The organism is Duganella sp. CT11-25 (genome assembly GCF_047302815.1).
Classification (GTDB): Bacteria; Pseudomonadota; Gammaproteobacteria; order Burkholderiales; family Burkholderiaceae_D; genus Rugamonas.
Map to the genome: position 1 here is coordinate 5718174 of NZ_JBKBFD010000001.1, position 17663 is coordinate 5735836.

General features: G+C 66.1%; 16 protein-coding genes. 8 read left to right on the forward strand and 8 right to left on the reverse strand.

Annotated elements, in window-relative coordinates:
• The first annotated feature begins 7 nt into the window (after positions 1–7).
• Both ACEN9F_RS24750 and ACEN9F_RS24755 read left to right on the forward strand, forming a co-directional pair.
• Positions 8–1693 carry a putative bifunctional diguanylate cyclase/phosphodiesterase gene (locus tag ACEN9F_RS24750; protein WP_413424303.1) on the forward strand — a complete coding sequence of 562 codons (1686 nt, stop codon included), beginning with the start codon at positions 8–10 and terminating at the stop codon, positions 1691–1693.
• Between the two features lie 4 nt (positions 1694–1697).
• On the forward strand, positions 1698–3050 hold the full coding sequence (locus tag ACEN9F_RS24755) for a tetratricopeptide repeat protein (RefSeq protein ID WP_413424305.1): 1353 nt from the start codon (positions 1698–1700) through the stop codon (positions 3048–3050).
• Here the strand turns inward: ACEN9F_RS24755 and ACEN9F_RS24760 are convergent, their stop codons facing one another.
• Positions 3051–4817 carry an allantoate amidohydrolase gene (locus tag ACEN9F_RS24760; RefSeq protein WP_413424307.1) on the reverse strand — a complete coding sequence of 589 codons (1767 nt, stop codon included), beginning with the start codon at positions 4815–4817 and terminating at the stop codon, positions 3051–3053.
• Positions 4818–4897: 80 nt separating this feature from the next.
• Positions 4898–5836 (reverse strand): LysR substrate-binding domain-containing protein, encoded by a 939-nt coding sequence (locus tag ACEN9F_RS24765; RefSeq protein ID WP_413424309.1) that lies wholly within the window; start codon positions 5834–5836, stop codon positions 4898–4900.
• Positions 5837–5959: 123 nt separating this feature from the next.
• Here ACEN9F_RS24765 and ACEN9F_RS24770 point away from each other — a divergent pair, with 123 nt between their 5' ends.
• Genes ACEN9F_RS24770 through ACEN9F_RS24780 form a run of 3 tightly spaced genes read left to right on the forward strand, consistent with a single transcriptional unit; the run spans position 5960 to position 8878 of the window.
• The gene (locus ACEN9F_RS24770; RefSeq protein ID WP_413424311.1) at positions 5960–7177 is read left to right on the forward strand and encodes a urate hydroxylase PuuD; all 1218 of its coding nucleotides are present in this window, start codon (positions 5960–5962) and stop codon (positions 7175–7177) included.
• An 11-nt stretch (positions 7178–7188) separates the two neighbouring features.
• The gene (locus ACEN9F_RS24775) at positions 7189–8418 is read left to right on the forward strand and encodes a M20/M25/M40 family metallo-hydrolase (protein ID WP_413424313.1); all 1230 of its coding nucleotides are present in this window, start codon (positions 7189–7191) and stop codon (positions 8416–8418) included.
• Between the two features lie 16 nt (positions 8419–8434).
• Positions 8435–8878, forward strand: a complete 444-nt coding sequence (locus ACEN9F_RS24780) for a thioesterase family protein (protein WP_413424315.1) — start codon at positions 8435–8437, stop codon at positions 8876–8878.
• On the opposite strand, the gene ACEN9F_RS24785 is transcribed toward ACEN9F_RS24780, so the two are convergent.
• Positions 8879–9580 carry a substrate-binding periplasmic protein gene (locus ACEN9F_RS24785; protein ID WP_413424317.1) on the reverse strand — a complete coding sequence of 234 codons (702 nt, stop codon included), beginning with the start codon at positions 9578–9580 and terminating at the stop codon, positions 8879–8881.
• A 127-nt stretch (positions 9581–9707) separates the two neighbouring features.
• On the opposite strand from ACEN9F_RS24785, the gene ACEN9F_RS24790 reads away from it, so the two are divergent.
• The 3 genes from ACEN9F_RS24790 to ACEN9F_RS24800 are packed head-to-tail and all read left to right on the forward strand — an operon-like array spanning position 9708 to position 13178.
• Positions 9708–10973 (forward strand): paraquat-inducible protein A, encoded by a 1266-nt coding sequence (locus tag ACEN9F_RS24790; RefSeq protein WP_413424319.1) that lies wholly within the window; start codon positions 9708–9710, stop codon positions 10971–10973.
• Complete coding sequence (locus ACEN9F_RS24795) at positions 10966–12588, forward strand: intermembrane transport protein PqiB (protein ID WP_413424321.1); 1623 nt, start codon at positions 10966–10968, stop codon at positions 12586–12588. The genes ACEN9F_RS24790 and ACEN9F_RS24795 overlap by 8 nt, the downstream gene beginning before the upstream one ends.
• Positions 12585–13178: a membrane integrity-associated transporter subunit PqiC gene (locus ACEN9F_RS24800; protein WP_413424323.1), complete on the forward strand. Its 594-nt coding sequence runs from the start codon at positions 12585–12587 to the stop codon at positions 13176–13178. Before ACEN9F_RS24795 ends, ACEN9F_RS24800 begins: the two co-directional genes overlap by 4 nt.
• Positions 13179–13220: 42 nt before the next feature.
• On the opposite strand, the gene ACEN9F_RS24805 is transcribed toward ACEN9F_RS24800, so the two are convergent.
• The 5 genes from ACEN9F_RS24805 to ACEN9F_RS24825 are packed head-to-tail and all read right to left on the reverse strand — an operon-like array spanning position 13221 to position 17630.
• Positions 13221–13574 (reverse strand): DUF971 domain-containing protein, encoded by a 354-nt coding sequence (locus ACEN9F_RS24805; RefSeq protein ID WP_413424325.1) that lies wholly within the window; start codon positions 13572–13574, stop codon positions 13221–13223.
• Complete coding sequence (locus tag ACEN9F_RS24810) at positions 13571–14545, reverse strand: HEAT repeat domain-containing protein (protein ID WP_413424327.1); 975 nt, start codon at positions 14543–14545, stop codon at positions 13571–13573. Before ACEN9F_RS24810 ends, ACEN9F_RS24805 begins: the two co-directional genes overlap by 4 nt.
• Before the next feature lie 7 nt (positions 14546–14552).
• The gene (locus tag ACEN9F_RS24815) at positions 14553–15404 is read right to left on the reverse strand and encodes an ABC transporter ATP-binding protein (protein WP_413424329.1); all 852 of its coding nucleotides are present in this window, start codon (positions 15402–15404) and stop codon (positions 14553–14555) included.
• The gene (locus ACEN9F_RS24820; protein WP_413424331.1) at positions 15401–16201 is read right to left on the reverse strand and encodes an ABC transporter permease; all 801 of its coding nucleotides are present in this window, start codon (positions 16199–16201) and stop codon (positions 15401–15403) included. The genes ACEN9F_RS24815 and ACEN9F_RS24820 overlap by 4 nt, the downstream gene beginning before the upstream one ends.
• 10 nt (positions 16202–16211) lie before the next feature.
• Positions 16212–17630, reverse strand: a complete 1419-nt coding sequence (locus ACEN9F_RS24825) for an ABC transporter substrate-binding protein (RefSeq protein WP_413424333.1) — start codon at positions 17628–17630, stop codon at positions 16212–16214.
• Positions 17631–17663: the final 33 nt, after the last annotated feature.

Here is a 17663-nt window from a genome sequence, read left to right on the forward strand (position 1 = left end):
TATCGATATGCAAGAAACAACTCCCCCACAAACCGAAGCACTGCAGGCGGCCTGCCTGACGGCGACTCTGGAAAGCATCTCGGACGCGGTCCTGATGCTGGGCCACGACTGGGGGATCATCTACATGAACGGCAACGCCGAGCGGCTGCTGCAGGTGCAGCGCGGCGACGTGATCGGCAAGAACGTGTGGAGCGTCTTTCCCGAGGCGGTCGACGGTCCGTACTACCGGGCCTACCATCAGGCCATCGACACCAACAGCCAGGTGTCGTTCGAGGAGCACTACGCGCCCCTGAACCTGTGGACCGAGATTCGCGCCTATCCGTCGGAAGAGGGACTGACCATCTACTTCCGCGACATCAGCGAGCGCCGCGCCATCGAGGCCGAGATCCACAGCATGGCTTTCTACGACAAGCTGACCGGCCTGCCGAACCGCCAACTGCTATTGAACCGCCTGGAAGACGCGCTGGGCCTGGCGCATGGCGGCGCCGGACCGGGCGCCGTGATGTTCATCGACCTGGATAACTTCAAGAGCATCAACGACACGCGCGGGCACGACAAGGGCGACGTGCTGCTGCAAATGGTGGCGGACCGCCTGAACGACGCGGTGCGCAGCTGCGATACCGTGGCCCGTTTCGGCGGCGATGAATTCGTCGTGCTGCTGGAAGATCTCGGCGCCAGCGAGCCCGCGGCGGCGCGGGCGGCACAGGACAGCGCGGCCAAACTGCTGCAGGCTTTCGACGCGCCGTTCGAGATCGCCGGCATCCAGCATTACAGCACGCCGAGTATCGGCGTCACCGTTTTCGGCCGCGGTGCCGTCAGCGTGGACGAAGTGCTGAAGCGTGCCGACCTGGCGATGTACCAGGCCAAGGCGGCGGGCCGCAACGGCATGTCCTTCTTCGATCCGGCGATGCAGGCGCGCGTGTCCGCCCGGGCGGAGCTGGAGGCGGACATGCGGCGCGCGCTGAACCACGGCGAGTTCCTGCTGCACTACCAGCCGCAGTTGAGCGTGGACGGCCGTGTGATCGGCGCCGAGGCGCTGGTGCGCTGGAATCATCCGCAGCGCGGGCTGGTGCCGCCGGTGGAATTCATTCCGGTGGCCGAGGATACCAACATGATCCTCCATCTCGGACGCTGGGTGATGGAGGAAGCCTGCCGCCTGCAGGCACGCTGGGGCGGCGACCCGCGCACGGCGGGGCTGGAGATGGCGATCAATGTCAGTCCTTCGCAGTTCCACCGGCCCGACTTTGTCGAGCAGGTGCTGGAAGTGTTGGCGGAGACGGGCGCGCGGCCCGACCGGCTGCGCCTGGAGTTGACGGAAAGCCTGCTGCTCAAGGACGTGGAAGGCACGGTGACGAAGATGCAGCGCCTGCGCGACGCGGGCATCAGCTTCGCGCTGGACGATTTCGGCACCGGCTATTCCTCGCTGTCCTACCTGCACCGGCTGCCGCTGGACCAGCTGAAGATAGACCGCTCCTTCATCCGCGAGGCCTTCAAGGAAGGCCATGGCGCCGCCATCGTCCGCATCATCGTCGCGCTGGGCAAGGCGCTGAAGATGTCGGTGCTGGCCGAGGGCGTGGAGACGGCGGACCAGTTGTCCTTCGTCTCCGCCGAAGGCTGCCAGTATTACCAGGGCTACCTGTTCAGCAAGCCGCTGCCGGAACCGGAGCTGGCGGCGCTCCTCTCGCGCAATTGAATTGATGCATACCGATCCCCAGCAAGCCTACCTCGATGGAAATCACCGCATGGCCGCCGGCGACGCAGCCGGCGCCGAGGACTGTTATCTGCGGGCGCTGGCGCTGGAGCCGTTGCATGGCCCGGCGCGCGCCAATCTCGGTTACCTGAAGGAGCGGCAGGGCGCTTTGGCCGAGGCGGAGTTTCACTATCTGCAGGCGATCTCGCTGATGCCGGATCACGCGCAGCTGTATCAGAACCTGGGCGTGCTGCTGTTGAAGGAGAAGCGCTTTTCCGACGCCGAAGCCGCCGCGCGCACGGCGGTGGAGCTGGCGCCGGAGTCGCCGTCGGCCTGGAGCCAGTTGGGTGTGATGCTGGTGTGCACGCACCGTGAAGCGGAGGGCGAAGCCTGCTATCGGGAGGCGCTGGCGCTGGACCCCCAGCATGCGCGGGCGCGCTTCAATCTGAGCTACCTGCTGCTGCGCCAGGCGCGCTTCGAGGAAGGCTGGGAGATGCTCGATGCGCGCTGGCAGTTCGATCATTTTCCGCTATCGTTCGATTGTCCGTTCTGGGAAGGCGAGCCGCTGGATGGCAAGTCGCTGATCATCGGAATGGAGGCGGGGCATGGCGACATGATCCACTTCTGCCGTTATGCCGCAATGCTGAAGGCGCGCGGCGCGGCGCGGATCGCGGTGGCGTGCCATCCGGCGCTCAAGCGTTTGTTTGCCACGCTGCCCGGCGTCGACCAGGTGTTTGCGCTGGGCGAGGCGCTGCCGGCCTGCGACTACTGGACGCGGCCGATGCGCCTGCCTGGTTTGTTCGGCACCGGGATGGCCTGTATTCCTGCGGCCCTGCCTTATCTGTCGGCTGAGCCGGAGTTGGTGCGGCATTGGCGCGGCGTGCTGCCGGGGCAGGGCTTGCGCGTCGGCCTGGCGTGGAAGGGCAATCCGAATTTCGAAAACGATGCCGACCGCTCGCTGCCGTCGCTGATGACGCTGGCGCCGCTGGCCGCCGTGCCGGCACATTTCATCAGCCTGCAGAAAGGGCCGGGCGAGGTGGAGGCATTGCAGCCGCCGGCCGGCATGTCGCTGCATGCGATTGGCCCGCAACTGGGCGACTTTGCCGATACGGCGGCGGTGATCGCGAATCTGGACCTGGTGATCAGCGTCGACACGGCGGTGGCGCATCTGGCCGGCGCGCTGGGCAAGCCGTGCTGGCTGCTGTTGCCCGACTATCGCTGCGACTGGCGCTGGATGGCGGAGCGCTGCGATAGTCCGTGGTATCCATCCATGCGCCTGTTCCGCCAGCCGCCCGGCGGCGGCTGGGCGCCGGTGATCGCGGAAGTGGCGGCGGCGCTGTCGCGGCCTGCGCAGGCCTGATCAGTTCCTGTAGCTGCGCAGGAAATCGAGCAGCACGCGGGCGGCGATGTCGGCGTCGTCGGCCGTCATGGTCTCCAGCGGGTTGTGGCTGATGCCGCCGTTGCCGCAGCGGGTGAACAGCATCGCCACGTCGGTGATGGCCGCCATGGCCATCGCATCGTGACCGGCTCCCGACAGCAGATCGAAGCGGGGCAGGCCGGCGCGCGCGATGGCTTCGCCGAACTGCCGCATCAGGCGCGGCGCGCACGGGGCGGCCGGCGCGTCGACGATCCGCTGCAGCGCGAATTCCACCTGGCGGCGGGCGCAGATCGCGGCGATGCCATCCAATACATCCTTGACCGCCGCCAGCCGCACCGCGTCGTCGGCGGCGCGGATGTCGAGCGACAGCTTGCACGCTCCTGGTATGACGTTGACCGAGCCGCCGGGCACCTGCAACTGGCCGACCGTGCCGACCAGCGACTCACCCTGCGCGCAGCGCTGCTCGACCAGCAGCACGATTTCCGCCGCCGCCGCCGCCGCGTCCTTGCGCATCGTCATCGGCGTGGTGCCCGCATGGCTGGCCAGGCCGGTCAGCTCTACCAGGTAGCGCGAGCTGCCGGCGATCGCCGTGACCACGCCCAGCGCCAGGTCGCGTTCCAGCAGCACCGGGCCTTGCTCGATATGGACTTCCACAAAGCCGAGCAGCTGCGCGGGATCGCGCGCGATGGCGGGGATGCCGCCGACATCATGGCCGGCGGCCAGCAAGGCTTCGCGCATGCTGACGCCGTCGGCGTCGACCTGGTCCAGCAGCGACAGGTCGAAACGTCCGGTCACCGCGTTACTGCCCAGGAAGGTGCTCTTGAAGCGCACCCCTTCTTCTTCCGCGAAGCCGACGATCTCGAAGTGGAAGGGCAGCTTCTCGCCGCGCTGGTGCAGGTGCCGGACGATGGCGACCGGCAGCAGGATGCCGAGGCGGCCGTCGTACTTGCCGCCGTTGCGCACGGTGTCGTAGTGCGAGCCGGTCATCAAGGTCTTGGCGCCGGGAGCATCCGAGCGGTAGACGCCGACCACGTTGCCGACGGCGTCGATGTGGGCATCCATGCCGGCCTCGCGCATCCAGTCCGCCAGCCGGGCGGCGGTCTTGCGGTGGGCCGGCGTCATGTAGGCGCAGGTCAGGTCGAAGTCGACGGCATCCGTGTTGTCGGCATCGCTCCATGCGCCGATGGTCTCGCACCATTGCATGATGGCCGGGCCGAAGTCCAGCGTCACGCCCAGCAGGTCGTTGAGGCGGATCTCGGCGATGCGCTTGATCTGGCGAAGGCATTCGGCGATTTCATCGGCGCGCCGGTTCTTCAGGCGGCGTGTGAAGGTGGCGATGACGGCGCGGCGCGTCAGCCCCTGTCCGTCCGGGCCTTTGACCGCGAGGATGAAGGGGAAACCGAATTTGGCGTTGTAGTCGGCGTTCAGCTGGTGCAGCACGGCGAATTCCTCGGCGCTGCACAGGTGCAGGCCGGACCTGGCTTGCTCGCTGGTGGATTCGGCGGTGAGCTGGCCGGCCACGGCGGCCTTGCCCGCCAGTTCCGGGTGCGCGCGGATCAGGCCCAGTTGCTCGTCCAGCGAGGCGGCGCCGACCACCGACTGCAAGGCCAGCTTCAGCGCGGTGGCGTTGACGAAGGGACGCTGCGCCGCCGCGCGCCCGGGTATCCACGGCGAGTGCTCGTAGATGCCGCGCAGGCGGTCGGTGAAGGTGGCGGCGTCGCAGCTGTTGAGTTCGGAAAGTGTCATCATGGCACCATCATAACGCGCTAGAAGCACCGCGATATACGCGGTATGCGGTAGAGTTTATATGATCGCACTTACGTGCCTATTTACTTCTGCACCAGCGCCTTGGCGGAGGCGGCCACCTGCTCGCGCAGCCATTTGTGTTCCGGCGCCTGGTGCACGCGCTCGTGCCACAGTTGGTAGAAGCGCATCGCCGGGAACTTGACCGGCACCGTATAGGTCTTCAGCGGCATCTGCCGCTCGTAGTAGCGCACGAACTGGCGGCCGGTGGTCAGCACCAGGTCGGTCTGCGTCAGCATGTGCGGGATCAGGCCGAAGTAGGCCGATTCCACCATCACGTTGCGCTGCAGGCCCTGGCGCTCCAGGAAATCGTCGATGACGCCGTGGTAGCCCGGCAGGATCTGGGTCGGCGCCACGTGCGGCAGCGTCAGATAGTCGTTCAGCGTCATGTCCTCGCTGGCGGTGCGCAGCGCGTAGGGGCAGTCGGCGCGCATCACGCAGATGATCGGATCCTCGAACAGCTTGGACATATGCAGGTGCTCGGGCGGCTCGTCCCAGTTGGCGATGACCAGGTCCATGTCGCCGTCCGACAACAGCCGCACGTAGTCCACGCCCGGTCCCAGGCCGTGTATCTTGATGCGGCTATTGGGCGAGCCGCGCCGCAGCAGCGCGACGAGATTCGGCAGGAACTGGCTGTCCAGGTAGTCCGGCGCGGCGATGTGGAAGGTGCGCGCCTCCTCCTGCGGGACGAAGGGCGACTTCTTGAGGAACAGGTTTTCCGTCTCGTCGAGGATGCGCTTGGCCGGGATCAGCAGGCTTTCGCCGTGCTGGGTCGGCACCATGCCGCGCGCGCCGCGCACCAGCAGCGGATCGCCGGTCAGCTCGCGCAGCTTGCGCAGCGAGGCGGAGATCGAGGGCTGCGGCTGATTCAGCTTGAGGGCGACGCGCGAGACGTTTTTTTCCACCAGCAGCAGGTAGAGAATGCGGATCAGGTGCAGGTCCAGGTGTTGCGGCAGGGCGGCCATGAGGTGCGTTTGGTCTTTGTTATACGGGATCGGATATGTTTAATATACTCTAATGTTCATGTAGCCGGAACCGAATCCGTTTATCTTCTGTAAATTAGCCACACCTTTTACCTGAAAGTACCCATGGAATTATTCGCCTATCTGATCCCGTACGGCCTTGAGTGGCTGAACCTGATCGTGCGCTGGCTGCACGTCATCACCGGCATCGCCTGGATAGGCGCGTCTTTCTACTTCGTCTGGCTGGACAACTCGATCCGGCCGCCGGCCGCAGGTTCCGAACTGGCGAAGAAGGGCGTGTCGGGCGAACTGTGGGCGGTGCACGGCGGTGGCTTCTACAACCCGCAAAAATACCTGGTGGCGCCGGCCGAGCTGCCCAAGGAACTGCACTGGTTTAAATGGGAAGCCTATTCGACCTGGCTGTCCGGCATCGCGCTGCTGACCATCGCCTACTACTTCAACGCCCAGGCGATGATGATCGATAAATCGGTGGCCGACATCGGCAGCCTGCAGGCGATCGGCATCGGCATCGGCACGCTGGTGGTCGGCTGGACCGTGTACGACCTGCTGTGCCGCTCCCCGCTGGGCAAGCATGACCTGTGGTTCGGCATCGTGGTGTTCGCGCTGATCGTCGCGGCGGCCTATGGCCTGACGCATGTGCTGAGCGGTCGCGCGGCCTATATCCACGTCGGTGCGCTGATCGGCACCATCATGGTCGGCAATGTGCTGATGCTGATTATCCCCGGCCAGCGCAAGATGGTGGAGGCCATGTCGGCCGGCCGCATGCCCGATCCGGTGCACGGCCAGAAGGCCAAACAGCGCAGCGTGCACAATAACTACTTCACGTTGCCGGTGCTGTTCATCATGATCAGCAACCACTACGCGATGACCTACCGCCACGATCACGCGTGGCTGGTGCTGGCGTTTATCATGGCGGCCGGCGTCTTCATCCGCCACTTCTTCAACCTGCGCCACAAGGGCCGCGTGGAGTGGCGCTATCCGGCCATCGGCGTGGCGCTGCTGGCCGGCGTGGCGGTGGCGATCGCGCCGGCGCGACCCGTGGCGGTGGCGCCCGCGGCCGATCCGGCGGCGGCATTCGCCAAGGTTAAAGCGGTGATCGACCAGCGCTGCGTGTCCTGCCATTCCGCGCATCCGACCCAACCGGGATTTGCGACCGCGCCCGCCGGCGTCGCGCTGGACAGCGCCGACCAGATCCACCAGAACGCGGAAAAAATCTACAAGCAGGCGGTCCAGCTGAAAGCCATGCCGCTGGCGAACCTGACCAATATGACGGACGCCGAGCGCGCCCAACTCGCTGCCTGGTTTGAAGCCGGCGCCAAATGAGAGAACACGATATGAGCACTCAAAAAGAACAACTGGCACAGTGGATCGATGCGCACTTCGACGAGGAAGTCGCCTTCCTGCAGCAAGTGTTGCGCGTGCCGACCGATACGCCCCCCGGAAACAACGCGCCGCACGCGGAGCTGGTGGCCGAGCTGGTCAAGGCCTACGGCTGGACTGCGGAGAAGCACGCGGTGCCGGCGCAGCAGGTGCGGGATTACGGCATGGAGACCATCACCAACCTGATCGTGCGCCGACCCTACCAGCCGGGCGGCCCGACCGTGGCGCTGAACGCGCACGGCGACGTGGTGCCGCCGGGCGACAACTGGACTTATCCGCCCTACGGCGGTGTCGTCGACAACGGCTATATCTACGGCCGCGCCGCCGCCGTCTCCAAGTGCGACTTCGCCACCTACATCTTCGCCACCCGCGCGCTGGAGGCGCTGGGCGTGCCGCTCAAGGGCGGGCTGGAACTGCACTTCACCTACGACGAGGAGTTCGGCGGCCTATTGGGGCCGGGCTGGCTGCTGGAGCAGAAGCTGACCAAGCCTGACTACGTCATCGCGGCGGGTTTCAGCTACAACATCGTCACCGCGCACAACGCCTGCCTGCAGCTGGAGATCACCGTCAACGGCAAGTCCGGCCACGGCGCCATGCCGGAGACCGGCCACGATGCGCTGCAGGCGGCCACGCGCATCCTGAACGCGATCTACGACCAACTGCCGGAACTGAAGAAGATCAAGTCCGGGATCGCCGGCATCGACTCGCCGACCATGCTGGTGGGCCGCATCGACGGCGGCACCAACACCAACGTGGTGCCGGGCAAGGTGGTGCTGAAGATGGACCGCCGCATGATTCCTGAAGAAGACCCGGTGGCGGTGGAGGCGCAGGTGCGCGCGCTGATCGAGAACGCGGTGCTGGGCATTCCCGGCATCACGCTCGACATCAAGCGCTTGCTTCTGTCGCACGCGCTGCGCGAGCTGCCGGGTACGCGGAAGCTGGTGTCCAGCCTGCAGAAGAATGCGCAGGACTACATCGGCGAGACCATCCCGGCGCAGGGCACGCCGCTGTATGCGGACGCCCGCCTGTACGGCGAGCAGGGCATACCGGCGGTGCTGTACGGCGCCGGCCCGCGCACCGTGCCAGAGTCCAACGCCAAGAAAGCCGATGAGCGCCTGGCGCTGGAGGATTTGAGGAAAGCTACCAAAGTTATCGCCGCAACCCTGTTAGACTTCCTGGCTTAGATATCAGGAGTTTGTCATGTTTGAAAAGAAGCTGATGGCCGGCTGGGGCGATATGGATTTCAACAGCCATATGCGCAACACGGCCTTTATGGATAAGGCGGGCGATGTCCGCATGCTGTTCCTGTCCGAGAACGGCTTTCCGATGAGTGAGCTGATGCGCCTGCGTATCGGCCCGGTGGTGATGAAGGACGAAATCGCCTACTTCAAGGAAGTGATGCTGCTCGACGAGATCACCGTGACCTTGGGCGTGGCCGGCCTGTCGCCAGACGGCAGCCGCTGGATGCTGCGCAGCGACGTGATCCGCCCTGACGGCAAGCTGGCCGCGCGCATCACCAGCACCGGCGGCTGGCTGGACCTGGGCGCGCGCAAGCTGATCGCGCCGCCGCCGGCGCTGCTGGCCACCTGGCAGTCGCTGTTCAAGACCGAGGACTTCCAGGAGCTGGCCACCAGCATCAAGTAGTCAGCGCTCATCGAAGTGCTTGCGGCGCAGCTGCGCGCGCAAGCCCTGCGCGTTCAGGCGCCGCGCGGCTTCCGCCATCATCGGCGCCAGCGCCGCATGATCCCTGCTCAGGTAGATGTACAGGCCCAGGTCTTCCAGCGGCTTGCCGGTGCGGCCCTGCGCCAGCATGCGCTTCGATTCGGCGCTCAGGCTGCCGTCGTCGAACACGCAGGCCTGGTCGCGTCCCGTCAGCACCATCTGCAGGCAGGCCGGCACGCTTTGCACGTCGTGCGGCTGCAATCCGGGCTGCAGCGCCTGCAGCTGCATCTGGAAAGTGTAGATGCCGCGCTTGTAGCTGACGGTGCGCGCCTGCCGCGCCAGTTCCGGCCAACTGCTGATATCCGGCTTGTGCGCCTTGGTAAAGATAAAGGTGCGCGTGTAGACGAACGGCTCGTCGAGCCGCTGATACTCCGGATGCTTGGTGCCGTACGACTTGACCCGTCCCATCTCGCCGGCGAGGCTGCCGTCTGCCAGCATGGCTTCGCTGCGCCGTCCCGGCAGGCTTTGCAGCAGGCAGCGCTGGCTGATCTCGGCGCACAGTCGTTGCAGATAGTCGGTTGCATAACCGAACACCGTGCTATCGGCTTCGTGGGTGGTGCCGAAGACCAGCGTGTCGGGACCCTGCGCGCACGCGGGCCGGCCTGCCGCGAGGGCGGCTGCCATCCATAACGCGGGCCAGCGGCGGGGCATAGGCAGTCTCCGATGTCGAATTTCCATCCTATGATAGCCGATCCGGCTTTGCCGTATGATTGCCGTATGATATGGATATTATTGACCAAACGGCCAGACAGTGCATCGATATGATTTGATCAGCTGCCATGACTGCGGCGTGCTGCACCAGCGCCGCCCGGTGCGCCCGCGTGAAAAGGCGCGCTGCGTACGCTGCCGCTCCATCCTCTATCGCGGCATCCACTCGGACGCCAGCCGCATGGCGGCCATCACGCTGGGCGCCATCTTCACCTTTCTGATCGCGCAGTTCTTCCCCATCGTCGAACTGGAAGTGAGCGGCTACAGCACCAGCGCCACGCTGCTCGGCGCCATCCGCGTGCTGTGGAGTGAGCAGATGCAGGTGGTGGCGGCCATCGTATTCCTGTTGACGATGGTGCTGCCGGCGGTGGAACTGGGCTCGCTGCTGTACGTGACGCTGGCGCTGCGGGCCGGGTATCGCCCGCGCGGCTTCGACCATTTGCTGCGCGCGGTGGGCCTGGCGCGCCGCTGGGGCATGACCGAGGTGCTGATGATCGGCATCCTGATCACCATCGTCAAGATGACCAGCCTGGCGCAGGTGCTGGTGCAACCGGGCCTGTTCGCCTTCGGCGCGCTGACCTTGATGCTGGCCATCGTGGTCTCCTTCGATCCCAAGATCCTGTGGAATATCGGCGAGCATTTGCCGGGGCCGCGCCGGGCGGCGCAGCAGACCTTCCGCTACGCGGCGCTGGCCGGCAAGCCGCTGGTCGACTGCCACAGCTGCGGCCTGGTCGTGCCGAGGGACGTGGGCAAGCTTCGCCAGTACTGCCAGCGCTGCGGCGCCAGGCTGCACAAGCGCCGGCCGGAGAGCATCGGCCGCACCTGGGCCTTCCTGCTGGCTGCGGCCATCCTGTACGTTCCCGCCAACCTGTTGCCGGTGATGTACACCTCCTCGCTGTTCGGCAAGGAGGACGACACCATTATCAGCGGCGTGGTCTACTTCTGGACCAGCGGCTCGCCGGCGCTGGCGGCGATCATTTTCATCGCCAGCATCGTGGTGCCGGTGCTGAAGCTGGCCGCCCTGTCGCTGCTGGCGCTGACGGCGCAGCGGCGCTCGCGCTGGCGGCCCATGCAGCGCACCACGCTGTACAGGATCGTGGAATTCGTCGGCCGTTGGTCGATGCTCGATATTTTCGTCATCACGCTGACGGTGGCGCTGGTGCGCTTCCAATCGCTGGCGGTGATCACGGCCGGCCCTGGCGCGCTGGCGTTTTGTGCGGTGGTGGTGCTGACGATGATCGCGTCCATGCAGTTCGATCCGCGCCTGATCTGGGATCCCATCGATTCAAATGGAGAGAAGCATGTCTGAAAACGAGAACGGCGCACCGCCGCTGCCGGAGCCGAATGTGGAAAAGGCCAGCACCTGGCTGCCGTCGCTGGTGTGGCTGATACCGTTGCTGGCGGCGCTGATCGGCGTGGCGCTGGTGGCCAAGTCGGTGATCGACCAGGGGCCGACGGTGACGGTCAGCTTCCGCAGCGCGGACGGGCTGGAGCCGGGCAAGACCAAGGTCAAATACAAGGACGTCGACATCGGCCTGGTGCGCACCATCTCGCTGTCGCGCGACCTGGCCAAGGTGCTGGTGACGATCGAGATGAGCAAGGAGGCGACACGCTTTACCGCCGCCGACACCCGTTTCTGGGTGGTGCGTCCACGCATCGGCGCCAGCGGCGTGTCGGGACTGGGCACTTTGCTGTCGGGCGCCTACATCGGCGTCGACGCCGGAAAATCGGAGGAAGAGAAGCACGAATTCACCGGCCTGGAAAAGCCGCCGCAGGTGGCCGGCGACGAGAAGGGCAGCAAGTACACGCTGCATGGCGACAGCCTCGGCTCGATCGACGTCGGCTCGCCGATCTTCTATCGCCGCATTCAGGTGGGCCAGGTGACCGGCTTCGACCTGGACGAAAAGGGACGTGGCGTGAAGATGAACGTGTTTGTCAGCGCGCCCTACGACCAATACGTCGGCAAGAACACGCGCTGGTGGCATGCCAGCGGCGTCGATGTGCGGATCGATTCCAACGGCTTCAAGATCAATACGCAATCGCTGGCGGCGGTACTGGTGGGCGGCATCGCGTTTGAATCGATGAGCGGACAGAAGCCAGACACCGTGGCCCCGGCCAACAGCGACTTCCTGCTGGCGGCCGACCAGGCCAGCGCGCTGCGCGAGCCGGACGGTGTGCCGATCACCACGGTGCTGTACTTCGACCAGTCGCTGCGCGGGCTGTCGCCGGGCGCGCCGGTGGACTTCCGCGGCATCGTCATGGGCGAGGTGCGCTCGGTAGGCGTGGAGTTCGACCCGGTCAAGAAGAGCTTCCGCATGCCGGTCACGGTGGACATGTATCCGGCGCGCCTGGGCCGCAGCTTCCAGCAGACCATCGCCAACGACCAGGATCGCAACGCCGGCCCGCTGGTGCTGGAGCGGATGGTGTCGCGCGGCTTGCGCGGCCAGCTGCGCACCGGGAACCTGCTCACCGGGCAGCTATACGTGGCGTTGGACTTCTTCCCGAACGCGCCGCAGGCCAAGATCGATGTCGCGCAGTATCCGATGGAGGTGCCGACGGTGCCGAACAGCCTGGACGAACTGCAGACGCAATTGGCCAACATCGCGCGCAAGCTGGACAAAGTACCGTTCGAGGAGATCGGCACCAATCTGCGCGACACGCTGAAGAGCGCCAACGTGCTGTTCAAGCAGCTCGACGCGCAGGTGGTGCCGGAGATGAAGGACACGCTGGGCGCGGCGCGCCAGACCTTCAGCACGGCCAACCAGCTGCTGCAAAAGGATTCGCCGGTGCAGTCCGACCTGCGCGAAGCCCTGCAGCAGCTGACACAGACCATGCAGTCGCTGAACGCCTTGTCGGATTACCTTGAACGTCATCCTGAGTCGCTGATACGCGGCAAGCAGGATAAAAAAGGAGAACGGAAATGATGCGAGCATTGATGGCAGCTGCTGCGTTGCTGGTGCTGGCCGGCTGCGCCAGCGCGCCGCCGGAACGCTTCTACAGCCTGAGTAACGGCATGGGCGTGGCCGAAGCGCCGGCCGCGCGCGCCGCCTACTACATCGAACTGCCGGCGGTGACGGTGCCGCAGCAGGTCGCGCGCAACCAGCTGGTGGTGAGTACCGGCGCCGGGCGCATCGACCTGCTGGAGCAGGAGCGCTGGTCGTCGCCGCCGGCGTCGGAGATCGGCCAAGCGCTGTCGCTGGCGATCTCCGGCGAGCTGGGAACGATCGACGTATTCCGCACGCCGACCCCGGACAGCGCGCCGGTCTACCGCATCAGCACCAACGTGCAGCGCTTCGAATCGGCGCCGGGGCAGTATGCGTTGATCGACGCGGTATGGAGCGTGCGGCTGGTCGGCAGCGCCAAGGTACTGACCTGCCGCAGCGCCGCCAACGAAACGGTCGGCGTCGGCTACGACGCGCTGGTCGCGGGCCACCGCCGCGCCGTCGCCCGCATCGCCGCCGACATCTCCAAAGCCGTCCGGGGCCTCGCCGCCGGCACCTCCCCAAGCTGTTAGAAATCCGGGGTCAGGTCCAGAACGCGGACACGTGCTCAACCATTACTGGCTGAGTTCGTGTCCGCATTCTGGACCTGACCCCGGAAGCGGGCCGAGTGTGCGCAGATAGGTCCAGGGATAGATGCCGCGTTCGTGGCCGTCGCTGAAGACCAGTTGAACGCCATAGATACCGACCTGGCGGATATCGTCGATGCGTATGTCCGCCGGCGGAACGGCCGGCGCTAGTTGCGCCGCTTCGGCCAGCAGGCGTTGCGACTGGCACACCGTGCATTTGCAGTGCGCGCGCAGCAGCGCGTGCGGCAGCCGCTGCGCCGGACCGTCGTCCCAGACGATGTCCAGCATGCGGCCCGGCCTGTCGTTGACGACCGTGCGTGGATAGATGGCGTCTTCCATCATCGCTCCTGCGCGGCCTGGATTTGCGTCAGCGCCAGGCGGGCGGCCTTGCGCACTTCCGGGTCGGCGTCTTCGGCGACCACCTGCAACGCGGGCAGCGCGGCCGCCTGGCCCAATTCGCCCAGCGCCAATGCGGCTTCCTTGCGCAGATTGCTGATCGGATGCGCCAGAACTTCCACCAATGCGGTCAACGCCGCCGAGACGCGCAGGCGTCCCAGGCTGCGCGCCGCGCGCAAGCGTACCTGCCAGTAGGTGTCCTCCAGCGCCGCGATCAGGACCGCGCCGGCCTGCGCCAGCGCTTGCGGAGATAGCCCCAGCTTGCCCAGCGTGGTCGCCGCTTCCTCCCGCACCTGCCAGGCGCTGTCGCGCAAACCGTCCAGCAGCGCGGCCAATGCCACATCGCCGCGCGCGTAGCCGACCGCACCCACCGCCGCGCGCCGCACCTCGGCATCGGCGTCGAGGCTGACCAGGTCCGTCAGCGCCGGCAGTGCGGCCGGATGCTTCAGGTAGCCGAGCACGGCGACCGCCTCGCGCCGTACCGTCGGTTCGGCATCCGCCAAGGCGCCCAGCGCAGGAGCGAAACTGTCTGCCGCGCGCAGCTCGCGCACGGCGCGCAGCACGGCGATGCGCACAAACGCGTCACCATGTGTGGCGTGCGGCAGCAGCACGGCGGCCGAGTCTTGCTGCTTCAATTCGCTCAGGCTGCGCGCGGCCGCTTCGCGGACATCTTCATGCTCATCGCTGAGCAACGCGACCAGGCCGGCCACGCCTTCCGGACTTTCGAACGCTTCCAGCGCGCGCGCGGCTTCGGCGCGCACGGCGGCGTCGGGATCGCGCAGTGCTTCCACAAACAGTGGTGCATGCTCGTCGCCGTCCCAGTCGGCCAGCTCCAGGATCACGATGCGGCGCACCGCGCCGTCGGGGTGTTGCAGCCGCTGGCGGATCTCCGCCAGTTCGTCAAAGATAGTGCTCATGCTGTCCTTAAATGGCAAAGTGCAGGTTGCGCGGCGCGTCCGCGCCCAATGGCGACAAGCGTTCCAGCGGCAGGCCGGCAGCATTGGCCGGATGCAGAAGCTGCAGGCAGCGCCGCTTGAGCCGCGTGAAATGCTCGGAGGTGACCAGCGTGGAATCCCGGGGGCGCGCGAAGTCGACCGCGATCTCCTCGATGATGCGCCCCGGACGCGGGCTCATGACCAGGATGCGGTCGGCCAGGAATAGCGCCTCGTCGATGTCGTGCGTGATGAATACGATGGTGGTGCGGATGCGGGCCCACAGCTGCAGCAGCAACTGCTGCATCATCAGCCGCGTCTGCGCGTCGAGCGCGCCGAACGGCTCGTCCATCAGCATCACGCGCGGATGGTTGATCAGCACCCGGGCGATTTCCACCCGTTGCTTCATGCCGCCCGACAGCTGCGCCGGATAGTGCTGGGCGAATTCCTCCAGCCCCACCATCGCCAGCAGCTCCAGCGCGCGCCGATGTCGTTCCGCGCGCGGCACGCCCTGCATCTTCAGGCCGAAGGCGACGTTGTCGATCACCCGCCGCCACGGGAACAGCGTGTGGTGCTGGAACACCAGCCCGCGCTCCGCATGCGGTCCATCCACGGCGACGCCGTCGACCGTGATGGCGCCTTTGCTGGGCCGCAGATGGCCCGCCAATGCACCCAGCAGCGTCGACTTGCCGCAGCCGGAAGGCCCGAGCAGGCAAACGAATTCGCCCGGCGCCACCGTCAGCGAGATCTCCTGCACCGCCTCGAACGCCTGCGCGCCATGGCCGACGCGCAGCGACAGCTGATCGATGGCGATGCGGCCCAATCCCTCGTTCAAATCCCTCATGCCTTTTGCTCCTGTTGATGCCACGGCATCAGCGCCTGGCCGGTGCGTTTCACCAGTACGCTGCTGCCCATGCCCAGCGCGCCGATCACCAGCATGCCGACCACGATGTCGGCGTAGTTCTGTATCGTGTACGACGCCCAGGTGTAATAGCCGATGCCGAACTGGCCGGAGATCATTTCCGCCGTCACCAGGCAGAACCACGCGGTGCCCATGCCGATCGACAGCCCGGTGACGATGCTGGGCGCGGCGCCCGGCAGCACCACTTCGGTGAACACGGCCCACGAACCGCCACCCAGGCTGCGCGCCGAAGCCACCAGGCGCGGATCGATCTGCTCGACCCCATGCACGGTGTTGAGCAGGATGGGGAACAGCGCGCCGGTGAAGGTGATGAAGATCATCGACATCTCCGACGACGGGAACATCAATATCGCCAGCGGTATCCAGGCCACGGCCGGTATCGGCCGCAGCATCTCCAGCGGCGGCATCAGCAGGTCTTCCCAGCGCCGCCAGCGGCCGATGCACAGTCCCAGCACGATGCCGGTCAGCGCCGCCACGGCGAAGCCGCTGAACACCCGTCCCAGGCTGGCCTTCAGGTGGCCCAGCAGCTGCGGCGAGTGCAGCAGCGCCCACGCGGCCTGCGCCACCTCGCTCGGCGGCGGCACGTTCTGGAACGTGACCAGGCCGAGGTTGATGCGCCCTCCGGCCGCCCATTGCCAGGCCAGCAGGCAGGCCGCCAGCGACGCCACCCGCAGGCCCCAGCGCAGCGCGTTGCCGCCGTCGATACGGATCCGGTTCATGGATGTGTCCTTACTTGCTGGCGAGCTGGCTGTTGCCGCCCGCGCCGAGCTGCGCGGCGTAGTCGGACACCTTGCCGCCGTGCTGCCTGGCCCAGGCCTCCGCCGAGGCTTTCGAGAGGAAGGCGCTGGTGTCGTTCCTGGCGTTGACGAACCAGGCGTCGACCGCGAACAGTTTCAAGCCGCTGTTGCGGTCATGCGCATACACCACGCGGATCTTCTTGCCGTCCTTCTCCAGCTTGCGCACGGCGGCGAATGCGGCTTCCGGCGTGCCGTAGTGACGCACCAGCGGCTCGCCGGCCACCCACACCTGCACCAGGCGCGAGAAGTCGGTGATCGGTTTTCCTGTCGCTGCATCCTTGGCCACCAGCGGCAGTCGCGCGTAGTTCTTCAGGCGGGCGTCATAATCCTGGCCGGCCTGCTTGAAGGCGGCGCGGATATAGCTGTCGTCGATGAAGCTGTTCACGTCCAGGTCATTTTCGGTGCGCTTCATCAGGCGCAGCGTGTCGATCGAGGTCTTGACGGCCTGGCGGTATTCCGGCTTCCACGTGAAGTCGCGCGTCTGCAGGCCGAGCGGACCGTGGAACAGGTAGTCGACTTCGGCTTCGATGCCGGTCACCTTGGCGATCAGTTCACTGTACTTCTCCGGCTCGGCGGCGATGATGCGGTCGGCCTCGATGGCGGCGCGCAGGAAGGCGGTGACGATCTCCGGATACTTCTTCGCGTAGTCGGCGTCGACCAGGCTGCCGTGCAAGGTCGGCGCATTGGCCTCCGAGCCGTCGAAGATCTTGCGCGCGAAGCCGCGATGCGGGAACAGCTCGGCGAACGGCACGAAGTCCGCGTGGGCTTCGATCTTGTTGCTCTGCAGGGCGGAGCCGGCCACCTCCGGCGCTTGCGTGACGACGGTGATGTCCTTGTCCAGCTCCCAGCCCTGGGCCTTGATGGCGCGCAGCAGCATGCCGTGCGCTGTGGAGGCGAATGGCACCGAGATGGTCTTGCCCTTCAACTCGGACAGCGACTGCACCGCCGACGCCTTCGGCACGACGATGCCGTTGCCGCTGCCTTGCACGCTGCCCGACAGCACAGTGATGAACAGGCTCTTTTTGCCGGCTTTCTCGAACGCCGCGCCGTTGAAGGAGCCGGGGAAGTCGGCCATCGAGCCGAGATCGAGTTTACCCGCCACCATCTCATTGGTCAGCGGCGCGCCGGAGGTGAAGTTCTTCCACTGGATGTCGTACTGCGCATCCTTGTACTTGCCGTCGCGCGGCAGGTATTTTTCCAGCAGCTTCAGTTCGCGGATCAGCAGGCCGCCGGTGGCGCAGTTGATGGTAGTGTCCTGCGTGCCGATGGCGACGCGGATCGTTTCGGCGTTGGCGCCGCCCAGCGTCAGCACGCCGGCCAGCAGGGCAATCAGTTTCTGTTGCAAGGTCATGGTGTTCTCCAGTGGTTATGCTCAAATCGGTTT

Bases quoted from the DNA above. Each gene is read 5' to 3' on its own strand.
- ACEN9F_RS24760 (WP_413424307.1), bottom strand. From the start codon at position 4,817: ATGATGACACTTTCCGAACTCAACAGCTGCGACGCCGCCACCTTCACC.
- ACEN9F_RS24810 (WP_413424327.1), bottom strand. From the start codon at position 14,545: ATGAGCACTATCTTTGACGAACTGGCGGAGATCCGCCAGCGGCTGCAA.
- ACEN9F_RS24775 (WP_413424313.1), top strand. From the start codon at position 7,189: ATGAGCACTCAAAAAGAACAACTGGCACAGTGGATCGATGCGCACTTC.
- ACEN9F_RS24800 (WP_413424323.1), top strand. From the start codon at position 12,585: ATGATGCGAGCATTGATGGCAGCTGCTGCGTTGCTGGTGCTGGCCGGC.
- ACEN9F_RS24780 (WP_413424315.1), top strand. From the start codon at position 8,435: ATGTTTGAAAAGAAGCTGATGGCCGGCTGGGGCGATATGGATTTCAAC.
- ACEN9F_RS24815 (WP_413424329.1), bottom strand. From the start codon at position 15,404: ATGAGGGATTTGAACGAGGGATTGGGCCGCATCGCCATCGATCAGCTG.
- ACEN9F_RS24770 (WP_413424311.1), top strand. From the start codon at position 5,960: ATGGAATTATTCGCCTATCTGATCCCGTACGGCCTTGAGTGGCTGAAC.
- ACEN9F_RS24755 (WP_413424305.1), top strand. From the start codon at position 1,698: ATGCATACCGATCCCCAGCAAGCCTACCTCGATGGAAATCACCGCATG.
- ACEN9F_RS24820 (WP_413424331.1), bottom strand. From the start codon at position 16,201: ATGAACCGGATCCGTATCGACGGCGGCAACGCGCTGCGCTGGGGCCTG.
- ACEN9F_RS24765 (WP_413424309.1), bottom strand. From the start codon at position 5,836: ATGGCCGCCCTGCCGCAACACCTGGACCTGCACCTGATCCGCATTCTC.
- ACEN9F_RS24825 (WP_413424333.1), bottom strand. From the start codon at position 17,630: ATGACCTTGCAACAGAAACTGATTGCCCTGCTGGCCGGCGTGCTGACG.
- ACEN9F_RS24785 (WP_413424317.1), bottom strand. From the start codon at position 9,580: ATGGCAGCCGCCCTCGCGGCAGGCCGGCCCGCGTGCGCGCAGGGTCCC.
- ACEN9F_RS24805 (WP_413424325.1), bottom strand. From the start codon at position 13,574: ATGATGGAAGACGCCATCTATCCACGCACGGTCGTCAACGACAGGCCG.
- ACEN9F_RS24750 (WP_413424303.1), top strand. From the start codon at position 8: ATGCAAGAAACAACTCCCCCACAAACCGAAGCACTGCAGGCGGCCTGC.
- ACEN9F_RS24795 (WP_413424321.1), top strand. From the start codon at position 10,966: ATGTCTGAAAACGAGAACGGCGCACCGCCGCTGCCGGAGCCGAATGTG.